The sequence below is a fragment of the Bradyrhizobium sp. INPA03-11B genome (assembly GCF_040446015.1).
Taxonomy (GTDB): Bacteria; Pseudomonadota; Alphaproteobacteria; order Rhizobiales; family Xanthobacteraceae; genus Bradyrhizobium; species Bradyrhizobium macuxiense_A.
Genome location: NZ_JASGSR010000065.1, coordinates 1 through 25,678, shown reverse-complemented (window position 1 = coordinate 25,678; position 25,678 = coordinate 1). Strand labels below are relative to the sequence as shown.

General features: G+C 65.3%; 25 protein-coding genes. 7 read left to right on the top strand and 18 right to left on the bottom strand.

Annotated features, from left to right (window positions below; all coding sequences use genetic code 11):
- Positions 1-27: 27 nt before the first annotated feature.
- Complete coding sequence (locus tag QMZ05_RS25045) at positions 28-3,006, bottom strand: AAA family ATPase (RefSeq protein ID WP_353703171.1); 2,979 nt, start codon at positions 3,004-3,006, stop codon at positions 28-30.
- A 240-nt stretch (positions 3,007-3,246) separates the two neighbouring features.
- Here QMZ05_RS25045 and QMZ05_RS25040 point away from each other — a divergent pair, with 240 nt between their 5' ends.
- The gene (locus QMZ05_RS25040; RefSeq protein WP_244067306.1) at positions 3,247-3,747 is read left to right on the top strand and encodes a hypothetical protein; all 501 of its coding nucleotides are present in this window, start codon (positions 3,247-3,249) and stop codon (positions 3,745-3,747) included.
- Positions 3,748-3,789: 42 nt separating this feature from the next.
- On the opposite strand, the gene QMZ05_RS25035 is transcribed toward QMZ05_RS25040, so the two are convergent.
- The 3 genes from QMZ05_RS25035 to QMZ05_RS25025 are packed head-to-tail and all read right to left on the bottom strand — an operon-like array spanning position 3,790 to position 6,009.
- Positions 3,790-3,999 carry an Os1348 family NHLP clan protein gene (locus QMZ05_RS25035; protein WP_353703170.1) on the bottom strand — a complete coding sequence of 70 codons (210 nt, stop codon included), beginning with the start codon at positions 3,997-3,999 and terminating at the stop codon, positions 3,790-3,792.
- A 28-nt stretch (positions 4,000-4,027) separates the two neighbouring features.
- Positions 4,028-4,723: a TfuA-like protein gene (locus QMZ05_RS25030; protein ID WP_353703169.1), complete on the bottom strand. Its 696-nt coding sequence runs from the start codon at positions 4,721-4,723 to the stop codon at positions 4,028-4,030.
- Entirely contained in the window at positions 4,720-6,009 is a 1,290-nt protein-coding gene (locus QMZ05_RS25025) for a YcaO-like family protein (RefSeq protein ID WP_353703168.1), read from the bottom strand. Before QMZ05_RS25025 ends, QMZ05_RS25030 begins: the two co-directional genes overlap by 4 nt.
- A gap of 110 nt (positions 6,010-6,119) precedes the next feature.
- Between QMZ05_RS25025 and QMZ05_RS25020 the strand changes: the two genes are divergently transcribed.
- Positions 6,120-6,908 (top strand): ATP-binding cassette domain-containing protein, encoded by a 789-nt coding sequence (locus tag QMZ05_RS25020; RefSeq protein ID WP_353703167.1) that lies wholly within the window; start codon positions 6,120-6,122, stop codon positions 6,906-6,908.
- Positions 6,905-8,455, top strand: a complete 1,551-nt coding sequence (locus QMZ05_RS25015; RefSeq protein WP_353703166.1) for an ABC transporter permease/substrate-binding protein — start codon at positions 6,905-6,907, stop codon at positions 8,453-8,455. Before QMZ05_RS25020 ends, QMZ05_RS25015 begins: the two co-directional genes overlap by 4 nt.
- A 13-nt stretch (positions 8,456-8,468) precedes the next feature.
- Here the strand turns inward: QMZ05_RS25015 and QMZ05_RS25010 are convergent, their stop codons facing one another.
- From QMZ05_RS25010 to QMZ05_RS25000, 3 genes are read right to left on the bottom strand one after another with little or no spacing between them, the layout of a single operon-like run.
- Entirely contained in the window at positions 8,469-9,431 is a 963-nt protein-coding gene (locus tag QMZ05_RS25010; protein ID WP_146990515.1) for an ABC transporter permease subunit, read from the bottom strand.
- Positions 9,421-10,407, bottom strand: coding sequence for an ABC transporter ATP-binding protein (locus tag QMZ05_RS25005; protein WP_353703165.1), 987 nt, complete (start codon positions 10,405-10,407; stop codon positions 9,421-9,423). The genes QMZ05_RS25010 and QMZ05_RS25005 overlap by 11 nt, the downstream gene beginning before the upstream one ends.
- Complete coding sequence (locus tag QMZ05_RS25000; RefSeq protein WP_353703164.1) at positions 10,404-11,582, bottom strand: NEW3 domain-containing protein; 1,179 nt, start codon at positions 11,580-11,582, stop codon at positions 10,404-10,406. Before QMZ05_RS25000 ends, QMZ05_RS25005 begins: the two co-directional genes overlap by 4 nt.
- Before the next feature lie 29 nt (positions 11,583-11,611).
- On the opposite strand from QMZ05_RS25000, the gene QMZ05_RS24995 reads away from it, so the two are divergent.
- Positions 11,612-11,758, top strand: a complete 147-nt coding sequence (locus QMZ05_RS24995) for a hypothetical protein (RefSeq protein WP_353703163.1) — start codon at positions 11,612-11,614, stop codon at positions 11,756-11,758.
- Positions 11,759-11,846: 88 nt separating this feature from the next.
- Here QMZ05_RS24995 and QMZ05_RS24990 read toward each other — a convergent pair whose 3' ends face one another.
- Together QMZ05_RS24990 and QMZ05_RS24985 are read right to left on the bottom strand one after the other, a co-directional pair.
- Positions 11,847-13,559, bottom strand: coding sequence for a sulfatase-like hydrolase/transferase (locus tag QMZ05_RS24990; protein WP_353703162.1), 1,713 nt, complete (start codon positions 13,557-13,559; stop codon positions 11,847-11,849).
- Between the two features lie 159 nt (positions 13,560-13,718).
- Positions 13,719-14,297 carry a TetR/AcrR family transcriptional regulator gene (locus QMZ05_RS24985; protein ID WP_353703161.1) on the bottom strand — a complete coding sequence of 193 codons (579 nt, stop codon included), beginning with the start codon at positions 14,295-14,297 and terminating at the stop codon, positions 13,719-13,721.
- A gap of 235 nt (positions 14,298-14,532) precedes the next feature.
- On the opposite strand from QMZ05_RS24985, the gene QMZ05_RS24980 reads away from it, so the two are divergent.
- Entirely contained in the window at positions 14,533-15,153 is a 621-nt protein-coding gene (locus QMZ05_RS24980) for a hypothetical protein (RefSeq protein ID WP_353703160.1), read from the top strand.
- Between the two features lie 12 nt (positions 15,154-15,165).
- Here QMZ05_RS24980 and QMZ05_RS24975 read toward each other — a convergent pair whose 3' ends face one another.
- Together QMZ05_RS24975 and QMZ05_RS24970 are read right to left on the bottom strand one after the other, a co-directional pair.
- On the bottom strand, positions 15,166-15,399 hold the full coding sequence (locus QMZ05_RS24975; RefSeq protein WP_353703159.1) for a hypothetical protein: 234 nt from the start codon (positions 15,397-15,399) through the stop codon (positions 15,166-15,168).
- A gap of 28 nt (positions 15,400-15,427) precedes the next feature.
- Entirely contained in the window at positions 15,428-15,826 is a 399-nt protein-coding gene (locus QMZ05_RS24970) for a lysozyme inhibitor LprI family protein (RefSeq protein ID WP_353703158.1), read from the bottom strand.
- 135 nt (positions 15,827-15,961) lie between these two features.
- On the opposite strand from QMZ05_RS24970, the gene QMZ05_RS24965 reads away from it, so the two are divergent.
- Both QMZ05_RS24965 and QMZ05_RS24960 read left to right on the top strand, forming a co-directional pair.
- Entirely contained in the window at positions 15,962-16,978 is a 1,017-nt protein-coding gene (locus QMZ05_RS24965) for an adenylate/guanylate cyclase domain-containing protein (RefSeq protein ID WP_353703157.1), read from the top strand.
- A gap of 190 nt (positions 16,979-17,168) precedes the next feature.
- Positions 17,169-18,275, top strand: a complete 1,107-nt coding sequence (locus QMZ05_RS24960) for a DUF2336 domain-containing protein (RefSeq protein ID WP_353703156.1) — start codon at positions 17,169-17,171, stop codon at positions 18,273-18,275.
- Between the two features lie 162 nt (positions 18,276-18,437).
- On the opposite strand, the gene ilvC is transcribed toward QMZ05_RS24960, so the two are convergent.
- From ilvC to QMZ05_RS24925, 7 genes are all read right to left on the bottom strand, one after another.
- Positions 18,438-19,457, bottom strand: coding sequence for a ketol-acid reductoisomerase (gene ilvC, locus QMZ05_RS24955; RefSeq protein WP_050401884.1), 1,020 nt, complete (start codon positions 19,455-19,457; stop codon positions 18,438-18,440).
- A gap of 150 nt (positions 19,458-19,607) precedes the next feature.
- Entirely contained in the window at positions 19,608-20,216 is a 609-nt protein-coding gene (locus QMZ05_RS24950; RefSeq protein WP_353703155.1) for a LysE family translocator, read from the bottom strand.
- Between the two features lie 7 nt (positions 20,217-20,223).
- Complete coding sequence (locus QMZ05_RS24945) at positions 20,224-21,099, bottom strand: EamA family transporter (RefSeq protein ID WP_353703154.1); 876 nt, start codon at positions 21,097-21,099, stop codon at positions 20,224-20,226.
- A gap of 35 nt (positions 21,100-21,134) precedes the next feature.
- Entirely contained in the window at positions 21,135-21,830 is a 696-nt protein-coding gene (locus QMZ05_RS24940) for a class I SAM-dependent methyltransferase (RefSeq protein ID WP_353703153.1), read from the bottom strand.
- Between the two features lie 3 nt (positions 21,831-21,833).
- Complete coding sequence (gene ilvN, locus QMZ05_RS24935; protein ID WP_016841057.1) at positions 21,834-22,376, bottom strand: acetolactate synthase small subunit; 543 nt, start codon at positions 22,374-22,376, stop codon at positions 21,834-21,836.
- Positions 22,377-22,397: 21 nt separating this feature from the next.
- Positions 22,398-23,384 carry a threonine dehydratase gene (locus QMZ05_RS24930; protein WP_353703152.1) on the bottom strand — a complete coding sequence of 329 codons (987 nt, stop codon included), beginning with the start codon at positions 23,382-23,384 and terminating at the stop codon, positions 22,398-22,400.
- 14 nt (positions 23,385-23,398) lie between these two features.
- Positions 23,399-25,174 carry an acetolactate synthase 3 large subunit gene (locus QMZ05_RS24925; protein ID WP_353703151.1) on the bottom strand — a complete coding sequence of 592 codons (1,776 nt, stop codon included), beginning with the start codon at positions 25,172-25,174 and terminating at the stop codon, positions 23,399-23,401.
- Between the last annotated feature and the right edge of the window lie 504 nt (positions 25,175-25,678).

The following is a 25,678-nucleotide window of genomic DNA, read 5'->3' as shown; positions in this document are numbered from 1 at the left end:
GGACCTCACACAGCGAGCCGTCCGGCCTCAGCTGCGCATCGAAGCAAACATCTTGTCGAAAAGCGCCTCTGCTTTCGCGCGCAACGGATGGGCCTCGCATTCGGTCGCAAGCGCGATGCAGGCCTGCAAGGTGCGCACGAGTGGAGCCCGATCGTCCTCACTGGCCGCAGGCGCGATCACGGCTTCGTAATACAGAGCCTCGGCCTCCAGTCCGCGAAACCCCTGCTGCCGGGCTGTATTGCGGGCGTCGCGGACCATTCTCTGTGCGTCGGCCAATTCACCTCTCCGGCTCAGAGCTACGGCCAGAAACGCCGAGCTGCGCACGACGGTCGAGGTGTAGCCCACCGCCCGCGCGGTCTCGCGTGCTTCCGATAGAATGGCGCAGGCCTCATCCACCCGGTCCTGCTCGAGGTAGGCCATACCGCGCTGGCTGCCGATGACCGGAGCGAAAATTCGCACACCATGCTCCTGCGCCAGTGCAAACGCATCATCGAGCAAGATCGCCGCAGCCGCCGGATCCTGACGTGCCAGGATCAGGCTGCCGCCGCTATAGGCGGCCGCAACACGGTCGAACGGACGTCCGCTTTCATCGGCGATTTCATCCGCCCGCCGCTGAAACGCACCAGCCAACTCGAATTCCCCGAGCGCCGTGTGCGCGATCGCTTTCATCATGCAGCATACCAGCAGCAGATATTTTGGCGTGGTCCCGATCGGCGCGCTGGGCTCGGGTCCCATCAATCGAGCGCAAGCACGTCCGAGCGCCTGTTCGGCCTCGCGATAGCGGCCGCACAGATGGTACGCTTGGCCAAGACCATATTCGGCAAGATTGAGCCATCCGACATTGCCCCATTCCTCCGCGAGATGAACCACCTGCTCGCCGGTGGCGACCGCGTCGACCGCCGCGCCGTAGAAATTCTGCGCCGCCGAGCGGATCGTCATCGCCGCCACCTTGCGCCCGATATCGCCGATGGAATCAGAGCGTCGTTCGGCTTCCTTTCCGAGATCGAGCCATTCTGAAACCCTGCCGGATCCCATGAACGCCATACGCGCCTCGATGCGCAGGTCGACGGCCTCGGCCTCTCGCTCATGGGAAATCGGTGTTCGGTCGAGCGCATCCATCGCGATCTCGAAATGCGTGGCCGCATCGGCAAATGCAGAGCGGCCGACGCATTTCCTGGCGATGACGCGCCCATAGGTGAAGGCCTTCGGCCAATCCTTGGCGCGCGTCGCATGGTAGCAGAGCTTGTCGGGCTCCTCTCGCAGGCTGTCGTCACGTTCCAGCACCGAAAGGATGCGCGTGTGGATCCGTTCGCGCGTGCGCTGGACCATCGTGTCGTAGGTGACCTGGCGTACCATGTCGTGGCGAAACTCGAAGGATTCCCCTGAAACGTCGCCAGCCCTGACGAACAGTTCGGCCCCGTCGAGCGTGGCGAGACAGCTCTGCAACAAGGCATCGGGAAGTTCGGCAGCGTCGCGGAGCGTACTCAACGTCGAGCGCGGACCGAGCGCGGCCGCGGTCTGCATGAGCGAATGCTCCTCTCTCGACAATCGATCAAGACGCGACGCGATCACCCCCTGGATATTGGCAGGAATTCCCAGTTCGTTGATCGGTTGTGCGAGGACCAGCGCACCCCATTGCCCCTGGAGAACCTCGGCCTCCTTGAGGCCGCGACAGACTTCTTCGATGAACAATGGGACATTGGCGGTGTGACGCATGATCCGGCTCTTCAGATCAAGCGTCGTGGCCGAGATTCCCAGAATTGCGTCGAGCATGGCCAATCCTGCCCCCTCCTCGAGGGGCCGCAGAACGACCCGCTCGGCGGAGCCTCGATCAACCCAATCCGGGAGGCCATTGGTCCGGCTGGTGATGATAATCAGCAGATTTCGGACGCGCAGCGACGCCAGGGCGGCCATCGCGGCATCGCTGGCGCGGTCGACCCAGTGGACGTCCTCGATCAGCAGCACCGTGGGCTTCTGCCATGCGAGTTTCTCGATCAGCGCGCAGGTGGCATCGCAGATCGCTCGCCCGCGCAAATGAGGCTCCAGCCGCTCCCAGTGTACGTCCGCGATCGGCAGGTCGAGGACGGCATCGATCGCCGTTCGCATGACCGCGGGCAATCCCGACCGCAAATCGCCGCCGTTGCCGTGCTCGTAACTGCCGTGCGAAGGGCCGAGGACGGACAGTAACAGTCGCTTGAGCGCCGCAAATGGCGAACCCTGCAAATTGGGACTGCATTCGGCCTCGACAATCTTCCAACCTTCGCCCTCGAGCTCCTGAACAAGCTCGTGGACCAGACGCGATTTCCCGATGCCGGGATCGCCGCTCAGACAAACGGTTCGGCCATTGTTCCTCGCGGCCTCGGCAATGTCCTTAAGAAATTCAGTCTCCCGCAGGCGCCCCACGAACCGGGAAACATTGCGTGCCTTGCGCACACGCCAGCTCGACAGATCGCTTGCTCCGACAACCCGATACACCGGGGTCGGGTCCGCGAAGCCCCGGAGGGCCCGCGTTCCCAAGAACTCGAAGCGCACGTGTCCTTCGCAGAGCTTTTGGCAGGCTTCCGACGCGTAGATCTGACCGGCTTCCGCAACCGACTCCAGTCTGGCGGCAAGATGTTGCGCCGCACCACCGATCTCGTAGACCTTGGAGAATTCGCTGGCGACCACATACGTGACGACGAGACCGGAATGGAGTCCGACGCGGACCTGCAGGTTCGGATCACCGAGGCTCTCTACCCGCCGGACCAGCTCGATCGCCGCGTGGCAGGCCAACGGTGCGTGGTTGTCGTCGGCGATCGGCGCACCGAAGACGGCTGCCAGGCCGTCGCCCAGTTCCTTACTGACAATACCGCCGAACTGACGCACGGCAGCGCGCATCGCCGCCAATGCAGGCTCGAGGCGTGATACCGCTTGCTCAGGTTCGAGCTCGGCAATGAGACCCGTCGACTGAACGACATCCGCGCGGAGAATTGTCACGAACTTCCGTTCGCTATCGGGGTCCACCATCCAGCCTGCTATTGCGGTTACGTCGGCAGACGCATTCCGAGCGGATGCTCGGCGGCCCTTCTGACAGGGATGTTAATCAATTGTGACGTAGCCGAACCGGTCGGACAAGCCCCCGCGGGACGTGTCATGTCGACGGGATACCCGTCGTTCGGCGCTCCCGCGGTATTGCCAATCGCGCAACCTTGCGTAGACTTCCCGCGGTAGTGCCATCACGGTTTTGTTTCGAAAGGATCCCCGATTATGCCCACCAAATTCGGCGGCGCGATCTACAACAATCAACAGTTCAAAGATCATATGAACCAGCTCTACCATCCCATCGACGCCATGAGAGCGAGCGTGGCCAAGCTCAAGGCCTCGAACCAGATCCACATGGCGACCATGGAGTACGGGCAATATCAGCCGGTATTGTCACCGCTGAAAGACTGGCCATTCGGGGCCGGCCAGTACTGGACCAAGGAGATGGGGCAAGCCCGTCTCGATCTCACCAACCAACCCAATACGACGCCGCTATCGAAAGACGAGCCCGACGTCATCCCGCTGACACGATGTGCGCTGCTGGACGCCTGCCTTCGCAAGTGCTTCAACTCGGAACCGGATCCGATCTGCATCATTGTCGACGTCGAAGACCTGCCAGCGGGCAGCAAGGTGCATGAGGTCAAGTTGGAATGGGAATACGCGGCCGACAGCACCCGTCCAACCTTGCTCCGGTTCACAATGTGTTGCCCGCCCAAAACATCCTGATCAGGAGGCACCCTGAACAGATCTGCCGCAGCTGGCGCAGCCTCAGACCTGTCGTAGTCGGGCAGCCCGCTGCTCGAAGGCTGCACGGTCGAGCCGCGTGAGGGCCCGGGCCTCGGCGGGAGCAAGATCGAGCTCCCGCGCGACTGCGCCGGGATCGGCGAACAACCGCGCGCGCAATTCGTCGTCCAGCAGCGCCTTTCCAAGCAGCTCCTTCAATTGCCGGCTCGGCGTTGAAAGCGCGTCGACGTCCAATTGCCGTCCCCTTCCCGTCCGCGGGGCGCTACCCGCCCCGGCGGCCGCGCGCGACCAATGACGCTCCGAAACATACTGCCTCGACCGCGTCGAGCGATTTGACACTTGGAACGGCTCCACCCGAGAACCCGAGCAGCGCTGCAAGCATCTCGGCACCTGCCACGTGGTGCAGTACGTCAATCAACCGGTCTGGCGTTCGATCGGCATAGAAGATGCTCCTGGCCGCCTTGAGCAGGCGAACCCCGTCCTTGCGCGACGCCAGGCCCGCCCGCGCCGCACCCTCCATCCAGAATTCGAGATCGACCATCGGCACCGTCATCGCCTTCATGTCGAACGGCGAGTAGACCAGGGCGACATCGGCGTCGCGGCGAACCGCGCTCCGCCGGAAATATTCGTACACCCAGCCGACCCCGATCATGCCGCAGCGGTCGAGCTCGGATGCGCGGAGCGCCCCCATGCTCGAAGCGCCGATCACAGTTTTTCCGCGCGCGAGCAGAGCTAGGATCTCCTTGGGCGACACCGACATGCTCTGGCCGAACTCGCCATCGAGGATCACGATGATGTCGTAGTCATCGGCCATTGCGAGATCACCCCGCCGAACCGGGGGCGCATGGGCGGCAACGGCGTGCTTGCGCAGCTCGGTCTCGGTGATCGATGGACCGGAAAACACGATCATCCTCAGCGAAGCCTGCGGATCGGCCATCGGCGCAGCGGTTTGGTTCATGTGATCTGCCGCAACGCCCGAGGCCCCAGACTCGCACGACCGCCATGCTCGATGAAGAGCGTCCAGGATTCGGCGCGCGGCACGACAACCCGTACCACCGGAATTCCGACCTCCGCCCGCGTCAGATCGAATGCGACGGCCTGATCGAACCCGGCGTTACGCATTCTGTCAATGATGAACTCAACGTCCTCGTTCACGGTGGCATGCGCGCGTGACGGAATCTCGCCAAAGCTGATCGTTGAATGACCGGGCTCCGGTGCGGAGCGCGGAATGGCGGATGCGTAATCCGGGATGTCCTCCCGGCCACCATGAATTCCGGTAACCCGCGATTGCGCAGCTTCGGTCAGGGCGCGGGTCAGCGCGATACGCGCGTCGGGATGGGTGCCGGCCCCGCCATAGGCGACGGCGACACCCGCCGGACCATCCCGTTCGGTGATGATGCAGTCGATCGTCGGAATCCCGATCGCGGACGTCAAATTCCGCAGCTCGACCTCGATGCCGGCGCGCTGCATCTTGCGGACCAGCGCCGCCGACTGACGGGGCAAGCTTCGAAGCGCGATCAGTGGCGCGTCCCCCGGCTCCGGCGATCGGCGGACGTCAAATCCGATCTCGGAGAGAGTTGTGGCCACTGCCGGCCTAACCAACGCCTCCGCCATCGCCAGCGCGGTCGTGTCGCGCTCGATCACCTCGCACAGCGCATGGCAAAGCGCATCGATCCTGGTGTTCCCGGAGGCGAGACCGTTGGTACTCGAATAGAACAGCAGCGCCCCCAAATAGGGACGGTAAGGCGCCAGCAGGCAGTTGACCGGCACGTATGTGGGACGGTGACCGATCAGGTCGAATCCCTGTGCCCACTCCAGGCGCAGCTTCTCGCTATAATCGCGGACCGTCGGCACATGAATGTGAAGCGGGTCCACACAAGCACCTTGCTGGCGCAAATTGGCGTGGGATGCAGCGGTTATCGGACCGTCGTACCATTCGGCCGCATGCCGCTCGATCGCCTCCATCAGCGCACCCGCATGAGCCTGGTCGCGCGTCGTGCCCTTGCCGCTGTAATAGGAGATACCAGGGCCGGCATCGTGCGGCCGCACTGCCGTGAAATTCGGAATGCCGATCCGGTCCAGGTCGGTCACGTCGGCGACCTTGGTGACGCCGATGATATCGAGGACGGCCCGCGCCCGCCGGATCGTGGCGGCCGGCTTGACGGAACGCTCTACGCCGGCGGCGCTGTACTTGAGTTCCCTGGCGCCGAGCCAGTAGTCGTAACTGCACTGATCGGCGCTCATTGCTGCCCTTCGCCGCCCTTCCGTCAACGCTGCCAACAGCATAATAGATCAGATGTGCATGCCACAACCGATCCGGTGATCCGGCGGCCCCTTGGGAGGGACAGGACCGAATGCCCGCAACGCCGCTGATCGCCTACGCGCATGTCGGCAAGAGTTTTGACAATGGTCGCGTGGTGGCGGTCGACGACGTCTCGCTTGACGTCGCCGAGGGTGAATTCCTGGCTGTTGTCGGCGGCTCGGGCTCCGGCAAGACGACGCTGCTCAGGCTGGCCAACCGCCTGATCGAAGCCGACCGCGGCAAGATCGCCGTCGAGGGCGAAGACGTCAGCCGCCTCGATCCGATCCTGCTGCGGCGCCGCATCGGTTATGTCTTCCAGAGCGGCGGGCTGTTTCCGCATCTCACCGTGGCCGGCAATATCGGCATCACGCCAAAACTGCTCGGCTGGCCGCAGGCGGAGATCTCCGCACGGGTCGACGAACTGCTCGATCTCGTGCGGCTCGACCGAGCCCAACATCGCGACCGCCTGCCGCACGAGCTCTCCGGCGGCCAACGCCAACGCGTCGGCGTCGCGCGTGCGCTGGCTGCGAAGCCGCGCATCGTGCTGATGGACGAGCCGTTCGGCGCACTCGACCCACTGACGCGCGACGCGCTCGGTGACGACTATCGAACCCTGCATCGCGAGCTCGGCCTGACCACTGTCATGATCACCCACGACATGACCGAGGCGCTGCTGCTGGCCGATCGCGTCGCGGTGATGCGCGGCGGCAGGTTGCTCGCTCTAGGCACGGCAGCGGAGCTTGCGGCCAACACCGACGCCTATGTCGGCGAACTCCTGCGCACGCCGCGGCGACAGGCCGAGCGCCTCGGCGCATTGCTGCCGCGGGACGCCTCGGCATGAGCGATCCACGCTGGAGCGAGGCGCTTGCGCATCTGCCTGATTACCTCGGCAATCATGTCCGGGTCAGCGTCGCCGCGCTGGCGCTCGGGCTTCTGATCAGCCTGCCGCTCGCGATCATCGCCCGCAACCGGCCGGTGCTGCGCGGCGCGCTGCTCGGGCTTGCCAGCATCGTGCAGACGGTGCCGGGTCTGGCACTGCTCGCGCTGTTCTATCCGCTGCTGCTGGCGCTCACCGCCGTGACCGCGGCATGGTTCGGCTTCAGCTTCTCCGCCTTCGGCTTCCTGCCCGCAGTGCTGGCGCTCGCGCTCTATTCGATGCTGCCGGTATTGCGCAACACCATCACCGGCCTGTCGGGCGTGGATCCGGCGGTGCTGGAGGCCGCCGAGGGCGTCGGCATGACGCCACGGCAATCGCTCACCATGGTCGAATTGCCGCTGGCGCTGCCGGTCATGATGGCGGGGATCCGCACCGCCGCGGTGTGGGTGATCGGCACCGCGACGCTGTCGACGCCGATCGGCCAGACCAGCCTCGGCAATTACATCTTCGCGGGTCTGCAGACCCAGAACTGGGTGTTCGTGCTGTTCGGCTGCTTCGCCGCCGCGGTGCTCGCGCTTGTCGTCGACCAGCTGCTTGCGCTGATCGAGAACGGCCTGCGCAATCGCAGCCGCATCCGCGCCGCGCTCGGCGGGCTCGGCATTGCGGCGCTGATCGCGGCGACGCTGGTTCCGGCGTTCGCACGTCCGCTGGCGCGCTACGTGGTCGGCGCCAAGACGTTCACCGAGCAATATGTGCTGTCGGCGCTGATGGCACAGCGGCTGCAAGCGGCCGGACTGCCGACGACGACCCGCGCCGGCCTCGGCTCCAACGTGATCTTCGATGCGCTCGCTGCCGGCGATATCGACGTCTATATCGACTATTCCGGCACGCTGTGGGCCAATCAGTTCCACCACAGCGACATCAGGCCACGCGCCGAGCTGTTGAGCGAGTTGAAGACGACGCTGGCGAAGCAGGACATCACGCTGTTCGGCGAGCTCGGCTTCGAGAATGCCTATGCGCTGGTGATGCCGAAGAGGCGTGCCGATCAGCTCGGCATCCATTCGATCGCCGACCTCGCCTCACACGCCGCGACGATGTCGATCGCCGGCGACTATGAATTCTTCTCGCGGCCGGAATGGGCCGGCATCCAGAATGCCTATGGACTGACGTTCCGAGCCCAGCGCACGATGCAGCCGGATTTCATGTATGCCGCGGTCGCCTCGGGCGAGGTCGACGTCATCGCGGGCTACACCAGCGACGGGCTGATCGCAAAGTACGACCTGGTCACGCTCGCGGACGACAGGCACGCCATCCCGCCCTATGACGCGATCGTGCTGCTGTCGCCGAAGCGGCGTGACGACGAGGCGCTCAAGGCGGCGCTGCGGCCGCTGCTCGGCAAGATCGGCATTGCCGAGATGCGCGAGGCAAACCTGCGCGCGTCGGGCAACGACGCATCATCATCGCCCGACGCCGTGGCACGCTGGCTGTGGGAGAAGGTCGGGTCGCGCTGAGCGGCCCTGCGCCCTACGCCCTCACCTCTTGCCGCTGGAACAGGACGTAGCCCGCGACGAACAGCACGATGGTGCAGGCGATCAGGCCGACCGTCTGCGGCCAGGCGATCATCACGCTCTGGCCGAACGGCAGCGGGGCGCCCATCACCGCGCCGCGGATCTGGTCGAGGAACACCGGGCCGAGCGTACGCGTGGTCGGCGACAGCACCGCCAGCATCGCCTCGCCAAACAGATCGTTGGGCGAGAAACGCTGCAGCAGCTGGGTCCAGATCGCGGTGCCCGGCGTGTCGAGCCCGAGCGCGGCAAAGCGCGGATCGGGCGGCACGATGGCTTGCGCGATCGCCGGCGCCAGCATCGGCCACAGCACGGTGAGGAACAGCCAGATCCCGAGCGCCACCAGTGCCGCGGTCGCCGGCGAGCGGAACACGATCGAGAGCAGCATCGCGAGCGACAGCCACACCCCGGCATAGAAGATCGCGATCACCAGGAAGGCGAGCGAGCGGGCAATCTCCTCGCCGCCCGGCGGTACGCCAAGGAAGATCAGGCCGAGCCCGATCACCAACAGCCACAGCGCGGTCAGGCTGATCGCGATGGTCGCGAGCCCGGCGAGATATTTGCCGAGCAGCAGCGCATCGCGATAGATCGGCTGCGCGAGGATCCGCGACAGCGTGCGGCGGTTGTGCTCGCTGTTGATCAGGTCGAAGCCGAGCCCGATCGCCATCAGCGGGATCAGGAAGCCGAGGATGGCGACAAAGGACGGCAGCGGCGCCTGGCTCACCGTGAACAGCCGCAGCAGCAGGAACGGATCCTCCGCGGTGTTCTGGCGCAGCGCCGCGATCGCCTCGTAGAGCGCCGCCATCGCTGTGACCACGATCAGAAGCTCGAGCATCAGCATGCGGACGCTCGAGATGTTGTCCGACAGCTCCTTGACGAAGACGGCCCCGACACCCTGGAATGCTGAACCTTCACGCCGCATCGCGCACGCCTCCTGACGGGGTGGCCTGGAAATAATGGGCGTAGATCGCCTCTAAGCTCGGCTCGTCGACCGAGAGCCGCCGCAGCGCGCCGTTGGCCGCGACCACCGCGCGCGCGGCGTCGGCGCGGACATCGCGGTCGGCGGTCATGCGGAAGCGATCGTCGGCCAGCGTCTCGACATTGCCGACGCCCGGGATCGCCGCAAGCCGCCGGGCAATCCCGGCGCCGTCGGCCTCGACCTCGACGACGAAGCCCGCGCCCAGCACCTGGACCGAGAGCTCCGCCACCGAGCCCATCATCGCGATCTTGCCGGCGCGGAACAGCGCGACACGATCGCAGACGCGCTGGACCTGGTCGAGCATGTGCGAGGACAGCAGCACGGTGACGCCCTCGGCCTTCAACTCCCTGATCAGGTCGAGGAATTCGATGGTCGCCTGCGGGTCGAGACCCGAGGTCGGCTCGTCGAGGATCGCGATCTCGGCGCGCTTGACGATGATCTCGGCAAGCCCGAGCCGCTGCCGCATCCCGCGCGAGAAGGTCGCAACCCGCTTGTCGGCGACATCGAGCAGACGAACCCGGGTCAGCGCCGCCGCGATCCGCCGCGACCGTTCGGCCACCCCGAGCCCCATCAGCTTGGCGGCGTAGGCGAGGTTCTCGACCGCGGTCAGATGGTCGTAGAAGCCGACGGCGTCGGGCAGATAGCCGACCCGCCGCTTGACCTGTAACGGCTGCCGCGCCGGATCGAAGCCCAGCACGCTGACCCGGCCGGCCGAGATCTCGGTGAGCCCGAGCATCATCAGGATGGTGGTGGTCTTGCCGGCGCCGTTCGGGCCGAGCAGCCCGAACACCTCGCCCTTGGCGATGTCGAAGTTGATGGCGTCGACGACACTGGTGTTGCCGTAGCGCTTGGTGAGATCGCGCGCTGCGATGACGGCCTCCGGCCGTGGCGCAGTGCTGGGGTGCTGCTGCTCGCTCATCGCCGTCCGAACCTCGCGACGGCGCCCAGCATCAACAGCAGCGCGATGCCAATCACGCCGGCCCCGGCCATGCCCCAGACGGTGGACGTGCTCACGGTGACGCGGAACTGGCTCGACGCCGTCTCGCCGCGCGAGGTGGCGCGCATCCCGACCTGGTAGTCACCGGCGAGCGACTTGTCGCTCGGCGTCACCAGCGCCTGCACCTCGGTATCCTTACCGGGCACCAGCCGCTCGATCTTGGCGGGCTGGAACGTGACCTTCCAGCCGCTCGGCGCCGTCGCGGCGAGCTCGATATTCTCGGCCGGCGCGGTGCCGCTGTTGGTGACGACGACCGGGATCGTGCTCTGCTCGGCGGCGACCGCGCGCGCGCTGAGCAGCCCGTCACGGCCCGAGAGCTGAAGCTGCGGCTGACCGGCGACGTCGAGCGCCACCTCGGTCTGCGCGCTCGCATCCTCGGCGTTGACCGTGACCTTGACCGGGAAATGCCCGGCATCGATCGCGCTCGGCGGCCGCACCTTGAGCTTGATATCCTTGGACTGCCCGGCATCGATCGGGATCGAGGACAGTTCCTGCGTGCCATAGGCCTCGGTGAACGAGGTCTCGAAGTTTTGCGGCGCCGCAGCCGCGAAGCTTGCGACGAGGTTGCGGCCGCTGTCGTTCTTGATGGTCAGCGTGTACTCGAAATTCGATTTCGGGCTGCCGCGCAATTCGGGGAGCTTCGACGACACCGTCAGCTTGGCCGGCAGCTCCTTGGCGAGCGCGACCACGATCGGCAAGCTTGCCTCGCTGCCCTGCCCTTCGGCCGTCACCGTCAAGGTCTGCTCGGCGAGCGAAGCGTTCGCGGGCACGTCGAGCCGAAGCTGCAGCGGTACGCTGGAGTCGGGCGCAGGCATCGCGGCCGCAACCGGCTGTCCGCCGCCGAGCAGCGTCGCGGTCCAGCCGCTCGGCACGCCCTCGACCGAAAGCTTGTAGCGCTGCGGACCGAGATCGTAGTTCTGCAAACGCAGCGAGATGTTGGAGGTGGTGCCGGGCCTGATGGTGACGGCCGGATAGTCCGTCATCATGTAGAGCCCCTTGATGTCATGAGGCGGCTCGGCGGCGTAGGCTGAGGGAATCGCAAGGGGAACAGCAAGTCCGAAGGCGGCGACAAGGCGCGCAACATCGAGCGCTCGCATGGGCAAACACTCCTGCAAGAAGGGCGGGATTGGTTGATTTGACGCTGCGCGCCGATGAACATCGTGGCAACGGCGCGACCGATCATCGAGCCAATCGTGACGAAATCTCGGCGAGGCAATTACAAATGAGTAATGCACGCGGTTTCGCGCAGCCGACCTTCGTCTACCGACGTTAGTCTAGTTCGTGACGCGATCGCCTTGATGTGCGGATCAGCCGTTGCGGCTGCGCATGCCGCGGCCGGAACGTGCCGGCGCGAAGCTTGCTCAAAGTCCCTTGATGATCCCCGCGTCGATCAACAGGCGGTTGAAGCGGCGCGCTTCTGCGCCATCCCTGCAGGAATAGAACGCGCCGTTGCAGCGAAGCATGATCGCCTTCTGCTCCTCGAACGAGGGATCGAGCGGAATGCCCGCGGCCTCCTGAATCACCAGCGGCAGATAGGCCGCATCGATCGTGTCCATCACCGCCGGGCTCTTCACCGGCTCGAAGTTGATGGCATCGATCGCGTAGTATGTTGCGTAGTAACGCGGGTCGTAGTCCATCAGCTTCTTGCCGATGCCGGCCTCGTCGAGCTCGGGATCGAGCAGCTGCGGCGAGAACTCCGGCTGGTGATCACCGTAGCGCACGATCAGGAACGGCTGCGCCGGGAACTTCTTCTTCAGCGCCGCGACAAAGCCGGCATAATCGTTGGCGCTCATGGCCTGCCGGCGCAGATATTCATCGACCGACGGCGTGTTGCCCGGCCGCTTCCACTCCGGCAGCAGCTCGGGACGGAATTTCGTCTCCCACGGGAAATGATTGGCGGCGAGATAGACGAAGGTGAACAGCGGCGCACTGAGCGTCTTCTGCTCGGCCATCAGCTTCAGCGCCTTGTCGTAGAAGAAGCTGTCGGGCTCGACGTCCTTCACATGCAGATCATGCGCGTCGTAGAAATGCTGGATGCCGGTCGTGGTCTGGAAGCTGCGCGCACTCATGAAGGCGCCGAACGCCGGATACAGCGACAGCGTATCGTAGCCGCAGCGGCGCAGCGCCAGCGGCAGGCCGCGCTCGACCCGGCCCGACGCGATGCGGGTGACGAAATAGGCGAACCGGCCGAACGAGCGCGAGGACAATCCCGCCAGCACGTTGTACTCGGTGAACCAGCTCGGCCCGCCATTGCTTTCGGCGAGGAATTTGCGTTCGACGCCGTCATAGGACTTGAAGTGGTTGCCATAGCCGGGCGGCACTTTGACGCCGGGTGCTGTACGGATGTCGAAGCTCGATTCATCATGGATCATGATGATGTTCGGCCGCCGCCCGGCGGGATGGCAGGCTTCGACCAGCGGCATCTTGAGCTGATCGCTCGCCGAGGGATCCGACTCCATGAAGCCATAGGCGACGAAGTCCGACACCGCAGTCACGCCGGAGCGCGCGAACTTCGACAGATAGCCGTCGTCGTAATAGCCGCGCCAGGCTTCTTCCGGCCAGGCGAAGGCGTAACCCGAGAGCGCTGCGGTGCAGGCAAGGCAGGCGGCCGCGGCCGGCAGGCGGCGGATGCGGAACGGATCGAGCCACCACAGCGCGTACATCAAGGGCAGCGTGACCAGGCCAGCTCCGATGATCGACCAGCGCAGGTTGGGGAAGATCGTCAGCAGGAACGCCGCGGTGTCGCGATCGATCACCATCAGGTCGACGAAATTCGCGGTCATCTGCACCACGTCGTGCTTGAACCGCGACAGCAGCACCAGCACCACGACCAGCGTCAGCGACAGCGCGCCCGACAGCGCCGGCCGGCGCAGCAGCGCGATGAACAGGAAGTTGAGGATTCCCCAGGTCAGCAGGAAGCAGAGCCGCGAGCCGAAATCGGTCTCGGTCCGCAACATCAGGATCAACGCGCCGAGATGCGGTGCGGCGACCGCCATCAACCGCCAGATGCCGATCGCGGCAAGACCGCCGGCCAGTGCGGCAACGGAAGAGTTTTGCTGAGGCGCGGGCGCCATGGGCGGGACGCAATACTTACCCGGCGCAATGCCACGGCCTTGACTGGCAAAGGCCAGGAGGCACACCGCACAGCCGGTGTCTGCGCCGTGTCATAAAATCGTAATTGAATCGTCATGAACGCGCAATGAATTTGCCCGCCCCGCCCGGCGCAGCGCGTCTCAGACCTTGGCTGAAGGCACAGCCCGGCCGGCGATGCCCGCGATGAAGAGGTCGACGACATCGGCCGCCATCTGCTCGACCTCCGCTTCGCCGACGCCCCAGCGCGGCATATGGCCGTCGATGTGCATCCGCGCAAAACCGTAGACCAGCGCGCGGCCGGCGATCTGGACCTGCTTCAGGTCGCGCCCCCCGAGCTGGCCGGCGGAAAATGCCTCCGCCAGCGTGCGCTCGGTCAGGCCGATCAACTCGGCATTGTCGCTGGAGACGCCGGCCGAGCGGTCGTGGTCGAAGAAGCGGCGGCTGGAGATGATCTCGAAATGGGTCGGGTTCTTCATGGCCCAGCGCAGATAGGCGATCCCGAGGCAACGGAAGCGGCCGAGCGGATCGCCTGGCGGCGCATCCGCCAGCGCCGCCTCGATCTCGGCGCGGAAGCGGCGCTGCGCCTCCTCGGCCACCGCATTCATCAGGGCATCACGGCTCGGGAAATGCCGGAACGGCGCCCCCGGTGAAACCCCGGCGCGGCGGGCGGCCTCGCGCACGCTGACCGCCTCCGGCCCACCCTCGCCGACCAGCTGCATGGCCGCATCGATCAGGACGCGGCGGAGGTCGCCGTGATGATACGGCCTGGCCGCCGCCGCTCGCGCTGGACGCGGCTTGGCGGGTCGGCGTCCGGCAGGCGGAGTTTTGGCGGGGCGACGCATGGGAAATGCTCTAGCATCACCCACTCGTGAATGTAAGCACCGATTACACGGATTGACCGCGCGCGATTGTGAAATGTAACTGGTGATTACATCAAACATCGGGAGGCGGGACATGACAACGCGGCGGAACTGGTTCGAGGGCTGGCGGCTGTTCGGCCTGCTCACGCTGACCCTGATCGGGCTTTCGATCTGGATCGCCGCGATGCGGCAGTTCGAGGTCGAGGGCGTGCGGATGGTGATCCGTTTCACGGCGCGGACTTCGCTGCTGTTGTTCTGCCTCGCCTTCTCCGCCGCAGCGCTGGCGCGGCTCCGGCCGAGCGCCTGGACGCACTGGCAGCGCCGCAACCGCCGCTATCTCGGCGTCACCTTCGCGGCGTCGCACGCCATCCATGCGGTCGCGATCACCGCGTTCGCGATGCTCGATCCGGCCGGCTTCACGGCCGCGACCTCTATCGTCTCCTACATTTTCGGCGGCATCGGCTATCTCATCATCATCGCGCTGACCGCGACGTCGTTCGATCGCACGGCCGCGCTGCTCGGTGCACACGCCTGGCGCAGGCTGCATCTGATCGGCGGCTACTATCTGCTGCTGCAGTTCATGGTGTCGTTCGGCAAGCGTATCCCGGAGATGCCGCTCTACGCACTGTTTCTCGTGCCGCTCGCCGCAGTGTTCGCGCTCAGGATGATCAGCATGGCCGCCCGGCCGGCGCCACGCGAGGCGCAGGCGGGCTGAGATCAAGCCAGTTCACACCAAATGAAACTTGCGGCCGAGCCGGCGATGAACCGACAGCACCGCACGATCGACGTCGCTGATCAGGCTGTCGCCGAGCACGACGTTCGGAATCTCCCAGTTGCGCCCGATCTGCGCATCAGGCAGCGCGGCGACCGCCGGCACGCGCGCGGTCTCGCAGCCGGGCTGCGCGCGCAGCGCCTCCTCCGCAAGCTGGGTCAATTCGTCCAGGTTCTTTCCGTCGGTCATGAGCTCGGTCCTGACTCCGGAAGATGGCTCACTGATGGCCGAGATTCTCCAGTTCCTTGGCCCGGACTTCGGTCATGCTGCGCATGCATTCGCCGGCATCGAGCCGGGCGATGGTGCCCTCGCCGAGGTCGTAATACAGGCAGTTGGCGTCGCGGTACTGGATCCACAGCCGCTGCGCGGTGCGCAACTGCTCGCGCTGCTTGTCGCCGGCGGCATCCTTCAGCGCCTGCTGATAGGCGACGTTCATCCGCTTGTCCCACTGCGCAGTCTTGCCCATGAGACACTCGACCATCTGGTAGGTGCTGCCGTCGCAGGATTGCTCGGGATCGCCCTGATCGCCGGCGAAGGCCGAGGAAGCGGCGATGATGAAAGCGGCCGCTACCAGGGGAGTGAGCCTGCACGCGCCTGTCGCGAGAGCCGATGTCATGCCGCCTTCCCTTTCCGATTGGTCCTGCAGCCGGACCATATATGAGTGCGCCCACGATGCATCCCGTTCACGTCACGCCGCACCCCGGCTGGCCTTCCCGATCCGCGCAGGATATTTCATGAGCGTGGAGGCACCATGCGGCGCAACCTGACGCCCGTGATCATTCTGGCCGTGGTCGGCCTGCTCGTCGGCGGGCTGTTTCGCTATGCCTTCGATCGGCCCAACGAGGCGTCGGTCGCGAACTACGTCCGCAGCGCCATTGAGGGCGCCGCCATCACCCTGATCGTCTGGGCCACGCACCTCTATCTGGCCGCGCGTGGTGGCTGGCTGCGGCAACGGCCGCTCATTGTCGAGTTGCTTGCCCGCTCCGTTATCCTCGCCGTCACCGTCGCGGTTGCCGCGATTGTGCTGGAGGTCGTGCTCAACGAGCACGGGATCGACACGAAATTTTTCCGCGAAACCTTCCTGAAGATCATCGGCGTCTCCCTGCTGCTGTCGATCCCGATCACAGCGATCTACGAACTGGTCCGGATGATCGGCGGACGGACGCTGCTCAATGTCGTGCTCGGACGCTATCGCCAGCCGGTGCGCGAGGAGCGCGTGCTGCTGTTTCTCGACCTGGTCGGCTCGACGACGCTGGCGGAACAGATGGGCGAGCTGCGCGTGCAGGAGCTGTTGACGCGCTTCTTCTCCGACATCGACGCGCCGATCGTGGCGCATGGCGGCGAGGTGCACGCCTATGTCGGCGACGAAGTCATCGTGACCTGGCCGGTCGACGCAGGCCAGCCGCTGCGCTCGCTCGGCTGCGTGTTCGCGATCGCCGATCGCCTCGCCAAGCGTGCCGACTATTATCGCAAGCAGTTCGGCGTGGCGCCCGCGTTCCGGGCCGGAATGCATGCCGGTCCGGTGGTCGTCGCCGAATGCGGGGACTCGCGGCGGCAGATTGCCTATTTCGGCGACACCGTGAACGTCACGGCGCGGTTGCAGGCGCATTGCAAGGAGGCTGACCGGCCGCTGCTGATCTCTGGCGAACTGCTTCGCCTGCTGCCGTCGGAGCTGGATTTTGTGGTCGAGCCGCTCGGCTCGACGCAATTGCGCGGCCGCGCCGCATCGATCGATATCTTCGCCGTCGCGCAGCGCGCATCGTCCTAAACGATCTCTTAAAATGCAGCCGCGTCGGCGGCTGCATCGAAAGCGCGAATTGAATCGTATCCGGTCGCGGCCCGTTAAGGATGGCAATGCACACCGTATTTGCACCGGGTTCCACCTTAACGCAGGTGTAAGACCGCGCCCTGCATGGTGCCCGGACAGGGTCATTCAACAAAAACAAGGTTGCCCATCGATGGCGCAACAGGCGTCACAATCGATTATTGCCGAACTCGAGGATGCGGTCCGGGACGGGACATCGGCCAAACGCGTGCAGACGCTGCGGCAGGTCACCGATCTGTTCCTGAACGACGGCGACCGCCTCAACGATGAACAGGTCAAGGTGTTCGACGACGTGCTCTGCCTCCTGGTGGCGCGCGTCGAGACGCGGGCACGGGCCGAGCTCAGCAAGCGGCTCGCGCCGCTCGACTACGCGCCGTTTGACGTGATTCATCACCTTGCCTGGGACGACGACATCGGCGTCGCCGGCGAGGTGCTGACCCACTCCAGCCGCCTCTCAAACGCCGCACTGCGCGAGATTGCCAGCAGCAAGGGCCAGGACCATCTGTTCGCGATCTCCGCGCGGGAAAACCTGCCGGCATTCGTCACCGACGTGATCATCGATCGCGGCGAGGACAGGGTGATCCGGCGCCTCGCCAAGAACGCCGGTGCGGAGTTCTCCGACAAAGGCTATTCCACCATCGTCGCCCGCGCCGAAGGCGACGACGAGCTGGTCGAGATCCTCGGCCTGCGCATCGACATTCCGGCCAAGCTGCTGCGCGACCTGCTGCTGCGCGCCAAGGAGACGGTGCGCGCCCGCCTGCTCGCGATCGCCTCGCCCCGGGCCCGCGAGGAGATCAGCCAGGTGCTGAACGACATCGCCCAGGAAGAGGCCGCGGCGCCGCGCCGCAACTACGGCATCGCCGAAGAGCTGGTCAAGCTGATGAAGCAGCTCAACGAGCTCGATGATGTAGCGGTCTACAAATTCGCCGAGCAAGGCAAGTTCGACGAGGTCACGGTCGCGCTCGCCGTGCTCAACGACATGCCGATCGCAATGATCGAGCGGCTGATGCTCGGGCTACGCTCCGACCTGCTGCTGATCCCGTGCCGCTCGGCAAAGCTGAACTGGCCGACGGTCGAAGCCATCCTGCGCAAGCGGCCGCTGCCGCATGCCATCGACCACGCGACGATCGAGATCGCGCAGCGCGATTACCGGCGGCTGTCGCTGGAAACCGCCCAGCGCACCGTGCGGTTCTGGCAACTGCACAACAGGATCGAGAAGCAGCCGATGGCGGCGGGTTAATCGCCGCCAGCGTTTTCACAACAAAGAAAAAGGGTGGGCAACGCGCCCACCCTTTTTGTTGTATCACCGTGTCATTCCGGGGCGCCTCGAAGAGGCGAACCCGGAATCTCGAGATTCCGGGTTCGGTCCTGCGGACCGCCCCGGAATGACAGGCTTCGCCTGTCAGTTCTTGCTCTTGTCGACGAGCGCGCCCTTCTTGATCCAAGGCATCATGTCGCGCAGCTTGGCGCCGACTTCCTCGATCGGATGGGCGGCGAGCTTGGCGCGGGTCGCCTTGAACGAAGTCTGGTTGACCTTGTTTTCCAGCATCCAGTCGCGAGCGAACTTGCCGCCCTGGATGTCGGCGAGCACGCGCTTCATCTCCGCCTTGGTCTCGGCCGTGACGATGCGCGGACCGGTGACATACTCGCCGTATTCGGCGGTGTTGGAGATCGAGTAGTTCATGTTGGCGATGCCGCCTTCATAGATCAGGTCGACGATCAGCTTCACTTCGTGCAGGCACTCGAAATAGGCCATCTCGGGCGCGTAGCCGGCCTCGACCAGCGTCTCGTAGCCGCCCTTGATCAGCTCGACCAAGCCGCCGCAGAGCACCACCTGCTCGCCGAACAGGTCGGTCTCGCACTCTTCCTTGAAGGTGGTCTCGATGATTCCGGCGCGGCCGCCGCCGATCGCCGAGGCGTAGCTGAGGCCGAGGTCATGGGCGTTGCCCGACGAGTCCTTGGCGATCGCGATCAGGCAGGGCACGCCGCCGCCGCGCTGATATTCCGAGCGCACGGTGTGGCCGGGGCCCTTCGGGGCGATCATCAGCACGTCGAGGTCGGCGCGCGGATCGAGCAGGTTGAAGTGCACGTTGAGGCCGTGGGCGAACACGAGCGCCGCCCCCTTCTTCATGTTGTCGTGCAGGTGCTCGCGATAGATGTCGCCCTGCAGCTCGTCCGGGGTCAGCATCATGACGAGGTCGGCCCACTTGGCGGCTTCGGCGACTTCCATCACCTTGAAGCCGGCGTTCTCGGCCTTCTTGGCCGAGGCCGAACCCTTGCGCAGCGCGATCGCCACGTCCTTGACGCCGGAATCCTTCAGGTTCAGCGCGTGGGCGTGGCCCTGGCTGCCGTAGCCGACGATGGCGACCTTTTTGCCCTTGATCAGGTTCAGGTCGGCATCGCGATCGTAGTAAACTCGCATCGTGGTTTCCTCGTTTGAAGGGGGCCAAAATCGGCCGATGAATCAGGCTTTCGGAAGGTCAGAACCGCCGGGCGCCCGCGAATTTCCGGCGTTGTCTAGAGCATTTTCCCGCCCAGGGGAAACCCTCATCTCGCATGGCGCGGTGCGGCATCATGCGTCCATGAAGACCGGGTAGAGCGAGGCCAGCAGCAGGATGGCCATCACCACATTGAAGGCGCGGATCGCCCGGGGCGAGGTCAGGACCGGCCGCAGCGCGGTGCCGAACAGCGCCCAGACGATGCAGGACACCGTCCCCAGGACCAGGCTCAGGCCGACCTGGATCGCGATGTTCCAGGGGAAGGCGGCAATCGCCGCATAGGCCGTGATGGTGCCGATCACCATCACCCAGCCCTTGGCATTGATCCATTGGAACATGGCCGCGCCCCAGAAGGTCATCGGGCCGCGGCCTGGCCTGTCGTCCTTGTCCGCCGAGGGCGGCTCGGCCATGGCGATGACCGCCGCGAGATACACCAGGTAGGCGACGCCGGCATATTTGAGGATCGTCTGCAGCACCGGATAGGCGATGAAGACGGCGCCGAGCCCGACGCCGACCGCGCCCACCATGAAGGCGAATCCGACCGTGATGCCGGCGATGTGGGGCACCGTGCGGCGGAAGCCGTAGGTCAGCCCCGACGACAGCAGCATGATGTTGTTGGGGCCCGGGGTGAAGAACATCACGACCGCAAACACGACAAAGGCGAACAGCAGCGAGCTCGACATGGTGCCCTCACGCGACTTTCGGCAGCGCTTTTGGACGCTTCGCCAGCAGCATCACGGCGATGCCGCCGATCACCGTGACCATGCCGGCGAGCCGCAGCGGTCCGAATGTCTCGCCGAACACGATGCTGGAGGCGGCGGAGCCGACGAACGGCACCAGCAGCGCGAACGGCACCACCTGCGCCGCCGGGTAGTCCCGGAGCAGCCGGCCCCATAGCCAGTAGGCGATGCTGGTCGAGATGCCGCCGAGGCAGACCACGCAAGCGAGCCCGGTCAGCGACATGTGGCTCAGCGCCTGCCAGGTCGGCTGCGGCCCGTTGCTGATCAGGGTAAGCACCGCCAGCGGCACCGCGGCCGACAGGCACAACCAGGCGAACAGGTCGAACATCGGCGCGGCGTGCGCCTGCCGCAGCAGGAGATTGCCGATCGCAAAACTGATCGGGCAGATCATCAGAATGGCAAAGGCGGCGACGCTGAAGTCATAGCCGACCGTGCCGCAGATCATCAACAGACCGAGCGCGGCGATCGCGACGCCGATCACCTGTGGCCGCGTCGGCATCTCGCCGAAGGCGATCGCCGCGAACGCGATGGTGAACAGCGCCTGGCTCTGCACCACCACGCTGGAAAGCCCGACCGGGACGCCATGCGCGATCGCAAAGGCCTGCGCGAGGAACTGGCCGAGGAACAGCGTGGAGCTGATCGCGATCAATAGCGGCCAGGGGAGATTAGGCTTGCGCAGGAACAGGCAGGGCAACGCGGCGATGGCGAAGCGCAGCGTTGTCATGAGCTCCGGCGAGAACTCATTGAGCGCGATCCGGCTTGCGACGAACGCAAGCCCCCAGATCACCGCAACCATGACGGCGATGCCAACATCGGCCGGCTTCATTGTTCTTCTTCTTTTGCTTCCGTTTCGGTCGGGATCTAGATCTGTTCGTCCGGCTTCGGTTTGCGCAGCAGATAGGTGCCGTGCAGCGGCGCATGGTAGTCGGCAGCGACCATCGTGAAGCCGGTCTCGGTCAGCATGCGCTCCATCACCCAGCCGAAGGTCGAGTATTCGTCGCGCATATGGGTCATCACGCTTTCGCGCTCGAAGCCGTGGTTCTTGATCGAGAAATCGGCCCAGCCCTCGACGTCGCGATCGACACCGTCGGGCATGCTGACGAACACCATGTCGCGCAGATAGAAATTCGCGCCGGACTTCAGCGCGTTGAAGATCCGCGACAGCGCCACCGCCTTCCAGAAGTCCGGCAGATGATGCAGCGTGAACTCGCTGACGATGAGATCGTAGGAATTCGGCTGATAGGCAAAGGACAACAGCCCGGCCGGCTGGGTCCGGATCTTCGCCTTGCGGTCGCGCGCGTAGATTTCGGCAAGCCCGATCATCGCCGGCGAGATGTCGATGGCGTCGACCTCGGCGCCGATCAGCGCCGCCTCGGTCGCCAGCACGCCGTTGCCGCAGCCGATATCGGCGATCCGCCAGCCCGGCTTGACGCCGAGCATGGTCAGCGCCTGGCGGGCGCGGACATCGCTGTCCTCGCTGACGTCATAGATCGAGGCAACCGCGGTATCGAGACCGACCTGCCGCCGTTGCGTGTAGTACCAGTCGCGCGCCAACATGACTCACATCCCTTCCGGCCCACGCGTGATCGCGGCCACCCCGGTTCGTGACACCTCGACCAGGCCCAAGGGGCGCATCAGGTCGATGAACTGACTGATCTTGGACGAATTGCCCGTGATCTCGAATACGAAGCTCTCGGTGGTGGCATCGATCACCCGGGCGCGGAACGCATCCGCGAGCCGCAGCGCCTCGACGCGGTGATCGCCACCGCCCCGCACCTTGACCATCGCGAGCTCGCGCTCGATCGAGCTGCCGGTCAGCGTCATGTCGACGACGCGGTAGACCGGGATCATGCGGTCGAGCTGATGCTTGATCTGCTGGATCACCATCGGCGTGCCCGTGGTGACGATCGTGATCCGCGAGAGGTGTTTCTGGCTCTCGGTCTCCGAGACGGTGAGACTTTCGATGTTGTAGCCGCGGCCGGAGAACAGGCCGATCACGCGCGCGAGCACGCCGGGCTCGTTCTGCACGAGCACGGACAGGGTGTGCGTCTCGTTCGGATCGTGACGCTCTTCGAGGAAGTAGGCGGATGCGGGCTGGTTCATGGTCGTCCCCTTACATTCTGTTCACGCCACCGCCCGCTGGGCGGCCGGCGCAGCATCCGTCCCGATCCAGGTCCGGAACAGATCGAAATCGATATTGCCGCCGCTCAGGATCAGGCCGACGCGCTTGCCGGTGAGCCTGGTCTTTTCCTGCAGCGCGGCCGCGAGCGCCGCGGCACCCGCGCCCTCGGCGAGATTGTGGGTGTCGGTCCAGTAGGCGCGGATCGCCTGCCCGACCTCGTCGTCGCTGACCTGCACGATACGGGACGCGCCCTTGCGGATCAGCGCGAACGCGTCCGCATCCGGAATCCGCGTCGCCATGCCGTCGGCCAGGGTGTTGCTGGTCTCGGTGGTCACGATCTTTCCGGCCGCAAACGACAGCGCGTAGGACGGCGCCTCGGTCGACTGCACGCCGACGATCTCGGTCTTCAGGCCGAGCAGGTCGCGCGCCATGATGCAGCCGGAGATGCCGGAGCCCTGCCCGATCGGCACATAGAGGATGTCGAGATCGGGCGCTGACCGGAACAGCTCGAGCGCGTAGGTCGCAACGCCCAGCACCAGGTCGGTGTGGAACGACGGCACCATGTGCAGGCCGGCGAACTGGGCACGGCGCTCGGCCTCTTCGCGCGCGGCCTGAAAGTCCTCGCCATGCTCGACAAGCTCGGCGCCGAACGCATGCATGGCGCGGTTCTTCTCGACCGAGTTGCCGCGCGGCACGTAAACCACCGCCGGCACCCCGTGACGCCCTGCGGCAAACGCCAGGCTCTGGCCGTGATTGCCGCGCGTCGCCGAGATGATGCCGGGCACATCGGGCCGCTCGCGCTTCAGCCGCTCGAGATAGACCAGGCCGCCGCGCACCTTGAAGGCGCCGGTCGGCGTGTGGTTCTCATGCTTGACCACGACCTCGGTGCCGAGCCGCTCGGCCAGCAACGGCCAGGCATAGGCCGGCGTCGCCGGCACCGCGGTGCCGACGATCCTGTGCGCGCGCTCGAGCTCGTTGAGATCAAACATGATCCGCCCTCACCTCACACCAGCGCCTTGCCACCGGAGAAGGCCTTCGCGGTGGCCTCGTCGGTCGCTTCTTCCGGCAGCAGCATCTCGTTGTGCGCCTTGCCCGACGGGATCATCGGGAAGCAGTTCTCCAGCGCGGCGACGCGGCAGTCGAACAGCACCGGGCGCTTGATCGCAATCATCTCCTTGATCGCGCCGTCGAGATCGGACGGCTTGGTCGCCTGCAGGCCGACACAGCCATAGGCGTCGGCGAGCTTGACGAAGTCCGGCAGCGCCTCGGAGTACGAATGCGACAGGCGGTTGCCGTGCAGCAGCTGCTGCCACTGCCGCACCATGCCCATGTACTGGTTGTTCAGGATGAAGATCTTGATCGGCAGCTCGAACTGAACCGCCGTCGACATCTCCTGGATCGTCATCTGCACCGAGGCATCGCCGGCGATGTCGATCACCAGGCTGTCCGGATGCGCCACCTGCACGCCGACCGCGGCCGGCAGGCCGTAGCCCATGGTGCCGAGGCCGCCCGAAGTCATCCAGCGATGCGGCTCCTCGAAGCCATAGAACTGCGCCGCCCACATCTGGTGCTGACCGACTTCGGTCGTGATGTAGGTGTCCTTGCCGCGGGTCAGCTCGAACAGGCGCTGGATCGCGTATTGCGGCAGGATGACATCGTTGTTCTTGCGGTAGGACAGCGAGTTGCGCGCGCGCCATTGCGCGATCTGCTGCCACCACGCCTTGATGTCGGGTTTCTTCGCCTCCGCCTTGAACACCTGCAGCAAGTCGCCGAGCACGTTGCCGCAGTCGCCGATGATCGGCACGTCGACACGGATGTTCTTGTTGATCGAAGACGGGTCGATGTCGATGTGGATCTTCTTCGAGCCCGGCGAGAACGCGTCGGTGCGGCCGGTGATGCGGTCGTCGAAGCGCGCGCCGACGCACAGCATGACGTCGCAATCATGCATCGTCATGTTGGCCTCGTAGGTGCCGTGCATGCCGAGCATGCCGAGCCAGTTCGGACCCGACGCGGGATAGGCGCCCAGCCCCATCAGGGTCGAGGTGATCGGGAAGCCGGTCGCCTCCACCAGCTGACGCAGCAGCTTGGAGGCCTCGGGCCCGGAATTGATCACGCCGCCGCCGGAATAGATCACCGGACGCTTCGCATTGGCGAGCATCGCGACCGCTTTGCGGATCTGGGTCGCGTCGCCCTTCACGCGCGGCGTGTAGGAGATGTGCACGTCGGACTTGCGCGGCGGATGATAGGTGCCGGTGGCGAACTGCACGTCCTTCGGCACGTCGACCACGACCGGGCCGGGCCGGCCGGTGGTGGCGACATAGAAGGCTTCGTGCAGCACCCTGGCGAGGTCGTTGACGTCGCGCACCAGCCAGTTGTGCTTGGTGGCGGGCCGCGTGATGCCGACGGTGTCGCATTCCTGGAAGGCGTCGTTGCCGATCAGGTGGGTCGGCACCTGGCCGGTGATGCAGACCAGCGGAATCGAATCCATCAGCGCGTCGGTCAGCGGCGTCACCATGTTGGTGGCGCCCGGACCCGAGGTCACCAGCACCACGCCGGGCTTGCCGGTCGAGCGGGCATAGCCTTCCGCGGCATGGCCGGCGCCCTGCTCGTGGCGGACCAGGATGTGCTCGACCTCGCTCTGCTGGAAAATCTCGTCGTAGATCGGAAGCACCGCACCGCCGGGATAGCCGAAGACATGCTGCACGCCGTGATCGATGAGCGCGCGCACGATCATCGCGGCGCCGGTCATCTGATTGGGATCGTGGCTCTTGTCGGTCATGGTTCGCTCCGGATGCGCTTGTTTTTGCGCGGCTTTTGTCGGTTCTCGTCAGTTCGGCTTCGGGCAATAAAAAGGGGCCCCAGAGGCCCCATGCACACCGCCCGAATTTGGATGGCAGCTAGCCATCCCCGGCGGTGTGCCTGGGTACGACGGCGATAAGCAGTTTGGTAATAATGTTGCGCACGATACGACCCAGTCTTCCCAAAGGTTGCGCGAACATAGCGGCCAAAGCCTGAATGTCAAGGCAAGGCAAGCACTTTCGCGATTTACGTACTCTACCGGGGTTCCGCTCGTTCGGCGAGTGTTTTTGCGCAGGCGAACGCGCATGGCTGACGGGCGTGCGGGAGGCGGCGTTCGCCCGTAGCCCGGATGGAGCGCAGCGCAATCCGGGGCTTCACCCCGCGGGGAGTCCATCCCGGATTACGCTTTCGCTTCATCCGGGCTTCTGTAACGGGCCTTGGTTAGTCAATCCCTTTTCGCGTCATCCACTCGCCGGGCACTTGC

Coding starts and splice junctions, on each gene's coding strand:
- QMZ05_RS25045 (WP_353703171.1), bottom strand. CDS start 3,006: ATGGTGGACCCCGATAGCGAACGGAAGTTCGTGACAATTCTCCGCGCG.
- QMZ05_RS25040 (WP_244067306.1), top strand. CDS start 3,247: ATGCCCACCAAATTCGGCGGCGCGATCTACAACAATCAACAGTTCAAA.
- QMZ05_RS25030 (WP_353703169.1), bottom strand. CDS start 4,723: ATGAACCAAACCGCTGCGCCGATGGCCGATCCGCAGGCTTCGCTGAGG.
- QMZ05_RS25025 (WP_353703168.1), bottom strand. CDS start 6,009: ATGAGCGCCGATCAGTGCAGTTACGACTACTGGCTCGGCGCCAGGGAA.
- QMZ05_RS25020 (WP_353703167.1), top strand. CDS start 6,120: ATGCCCGCAACGCCGCTGATCGCCTACGCGCATGTCGGCAAGAGTTTT.
- QMZ05_RS25015 (WP_353703166.1), top strand. CDS start 6,905: ATGAGCGATCCACGCTGGAGCGAGGCGCTTGCGCATCTGCCTGATTAC.
- QMZ05_RS25010 (WP_146990515.1), bottom strand. CDS start 9,431: ATGCGGCGTGAAGGTTCAGCATTCCAGGGTGTCGGGGCCGTCTTCGTC.
- QMZ05_RS25005 (WP_353703165.1), bottom strand. CDS start 10,407: ATGAGCGAGCAGCAGCACCCCAGCACTGCGCCACGGCCGGAGGCCGTC.
- QMZ05_RS25000 (WP_353703164.1), bottom strand. CDS start 11,582: ATGCGAGCGCTCGATGTTGCGCGCCTTGTCGCCGCCTTCGGACTTGCT.
- QMZ05_RS24990 (WP_353703162.1), bottom strand. CDS start 13,559: ATGGCGCCCGCGCCTCAGCAAAACTCTTCCGTTGCCGCACTGGCCGGC.
- QMZ05_RS24985 (WP_353703161.1), bottom strand. CDS start 14,297: ATGCAGCTGGTCGGCGAGGGTGGGCCGGAGGCGGTCAGCGTGCGCGAG.
- QMZ05_RS24980 (WP_353703160.1), top strand. CDS start 14,533: ATGACAACGCGGCGGAACTGGTTCGAGGGCTGGCGGCTGTTCGGCCTG.
- QMZ05_RS24975 (WP_353703159.1), bottom strand. CDS start 15,399: ATGACCGACGGAAAGAACCTGGACGAATTGACCCAGCTTGCGGAGGAG.
- QMZ05_RS24970 (WP_353703158.1), bottom strand. CDS start 15,826: ATGACATCGGCTCTCGCGACAGGCGCGTGCAGGCTCACTCCCCTGGTA.
- QMZ05_RS24965 (WP_353703157.1), top strand. CDS start 15,962: ATGCGGCGCAACCTGACGCCCGTGATCATTCTGGCCGTGGTCGGCCTG.
- QMZ05_RS24960 (WP_353703156.1), top strand. CDS start 17,169: ATGGCGCAACAGGCGTCACAATCGATTATTGCCGAACTCGAGGATGCG.
- ilvC (WP_050401884.1), bottom strand. CDS start 19,457: ATGCGAGTTTACTACGATCGCGATGCCGACCTGAACCTGATCAAGGGC.
- QMZ05_RS24950 (WP_353703155.1), bottom strand. CDS start 20,216: ATGTCGAGCTCGCTGCTGTTCGCCTTTGTCGTGTTTGCGGTCGTGATG.
- QMZ05_RS24945 (WP_353703154.1), bottom strand. CDS start 21,099: ATGAAGCCGGCCGATGTTGGCATCGCCGTCATGGTTGCGGTGATCTGG.
- QMZ05_RS24940 (WP_353703153.1), bottom strand. CDS start 21,830: ATGTTGGCGCGCGACTGGTACTACACGCAACGGCGGCAGGTCGGTCTC.
- ilvN (WP_016841057.1), bottom strand. CDS start 22,376: ATGAACCAGCCCGCATCCGCCTACTTCCTCGAAGAGCGTCACGATCCG.
- QMZ05_RS24930 (WP_353703152.1), bottom strand. CDS start 23,384: ATGTTTGATCTCAACGAGCTCGAGCGCGCGCACAGGATCGTCGGCACC.
- QMZ05_RS24925 (WP_353703151.1), bottom strand. CDS start 25,174: ATGACCGACAAGAGCCACGATCCCAATCAGATGACCGGCGCCGCGATG.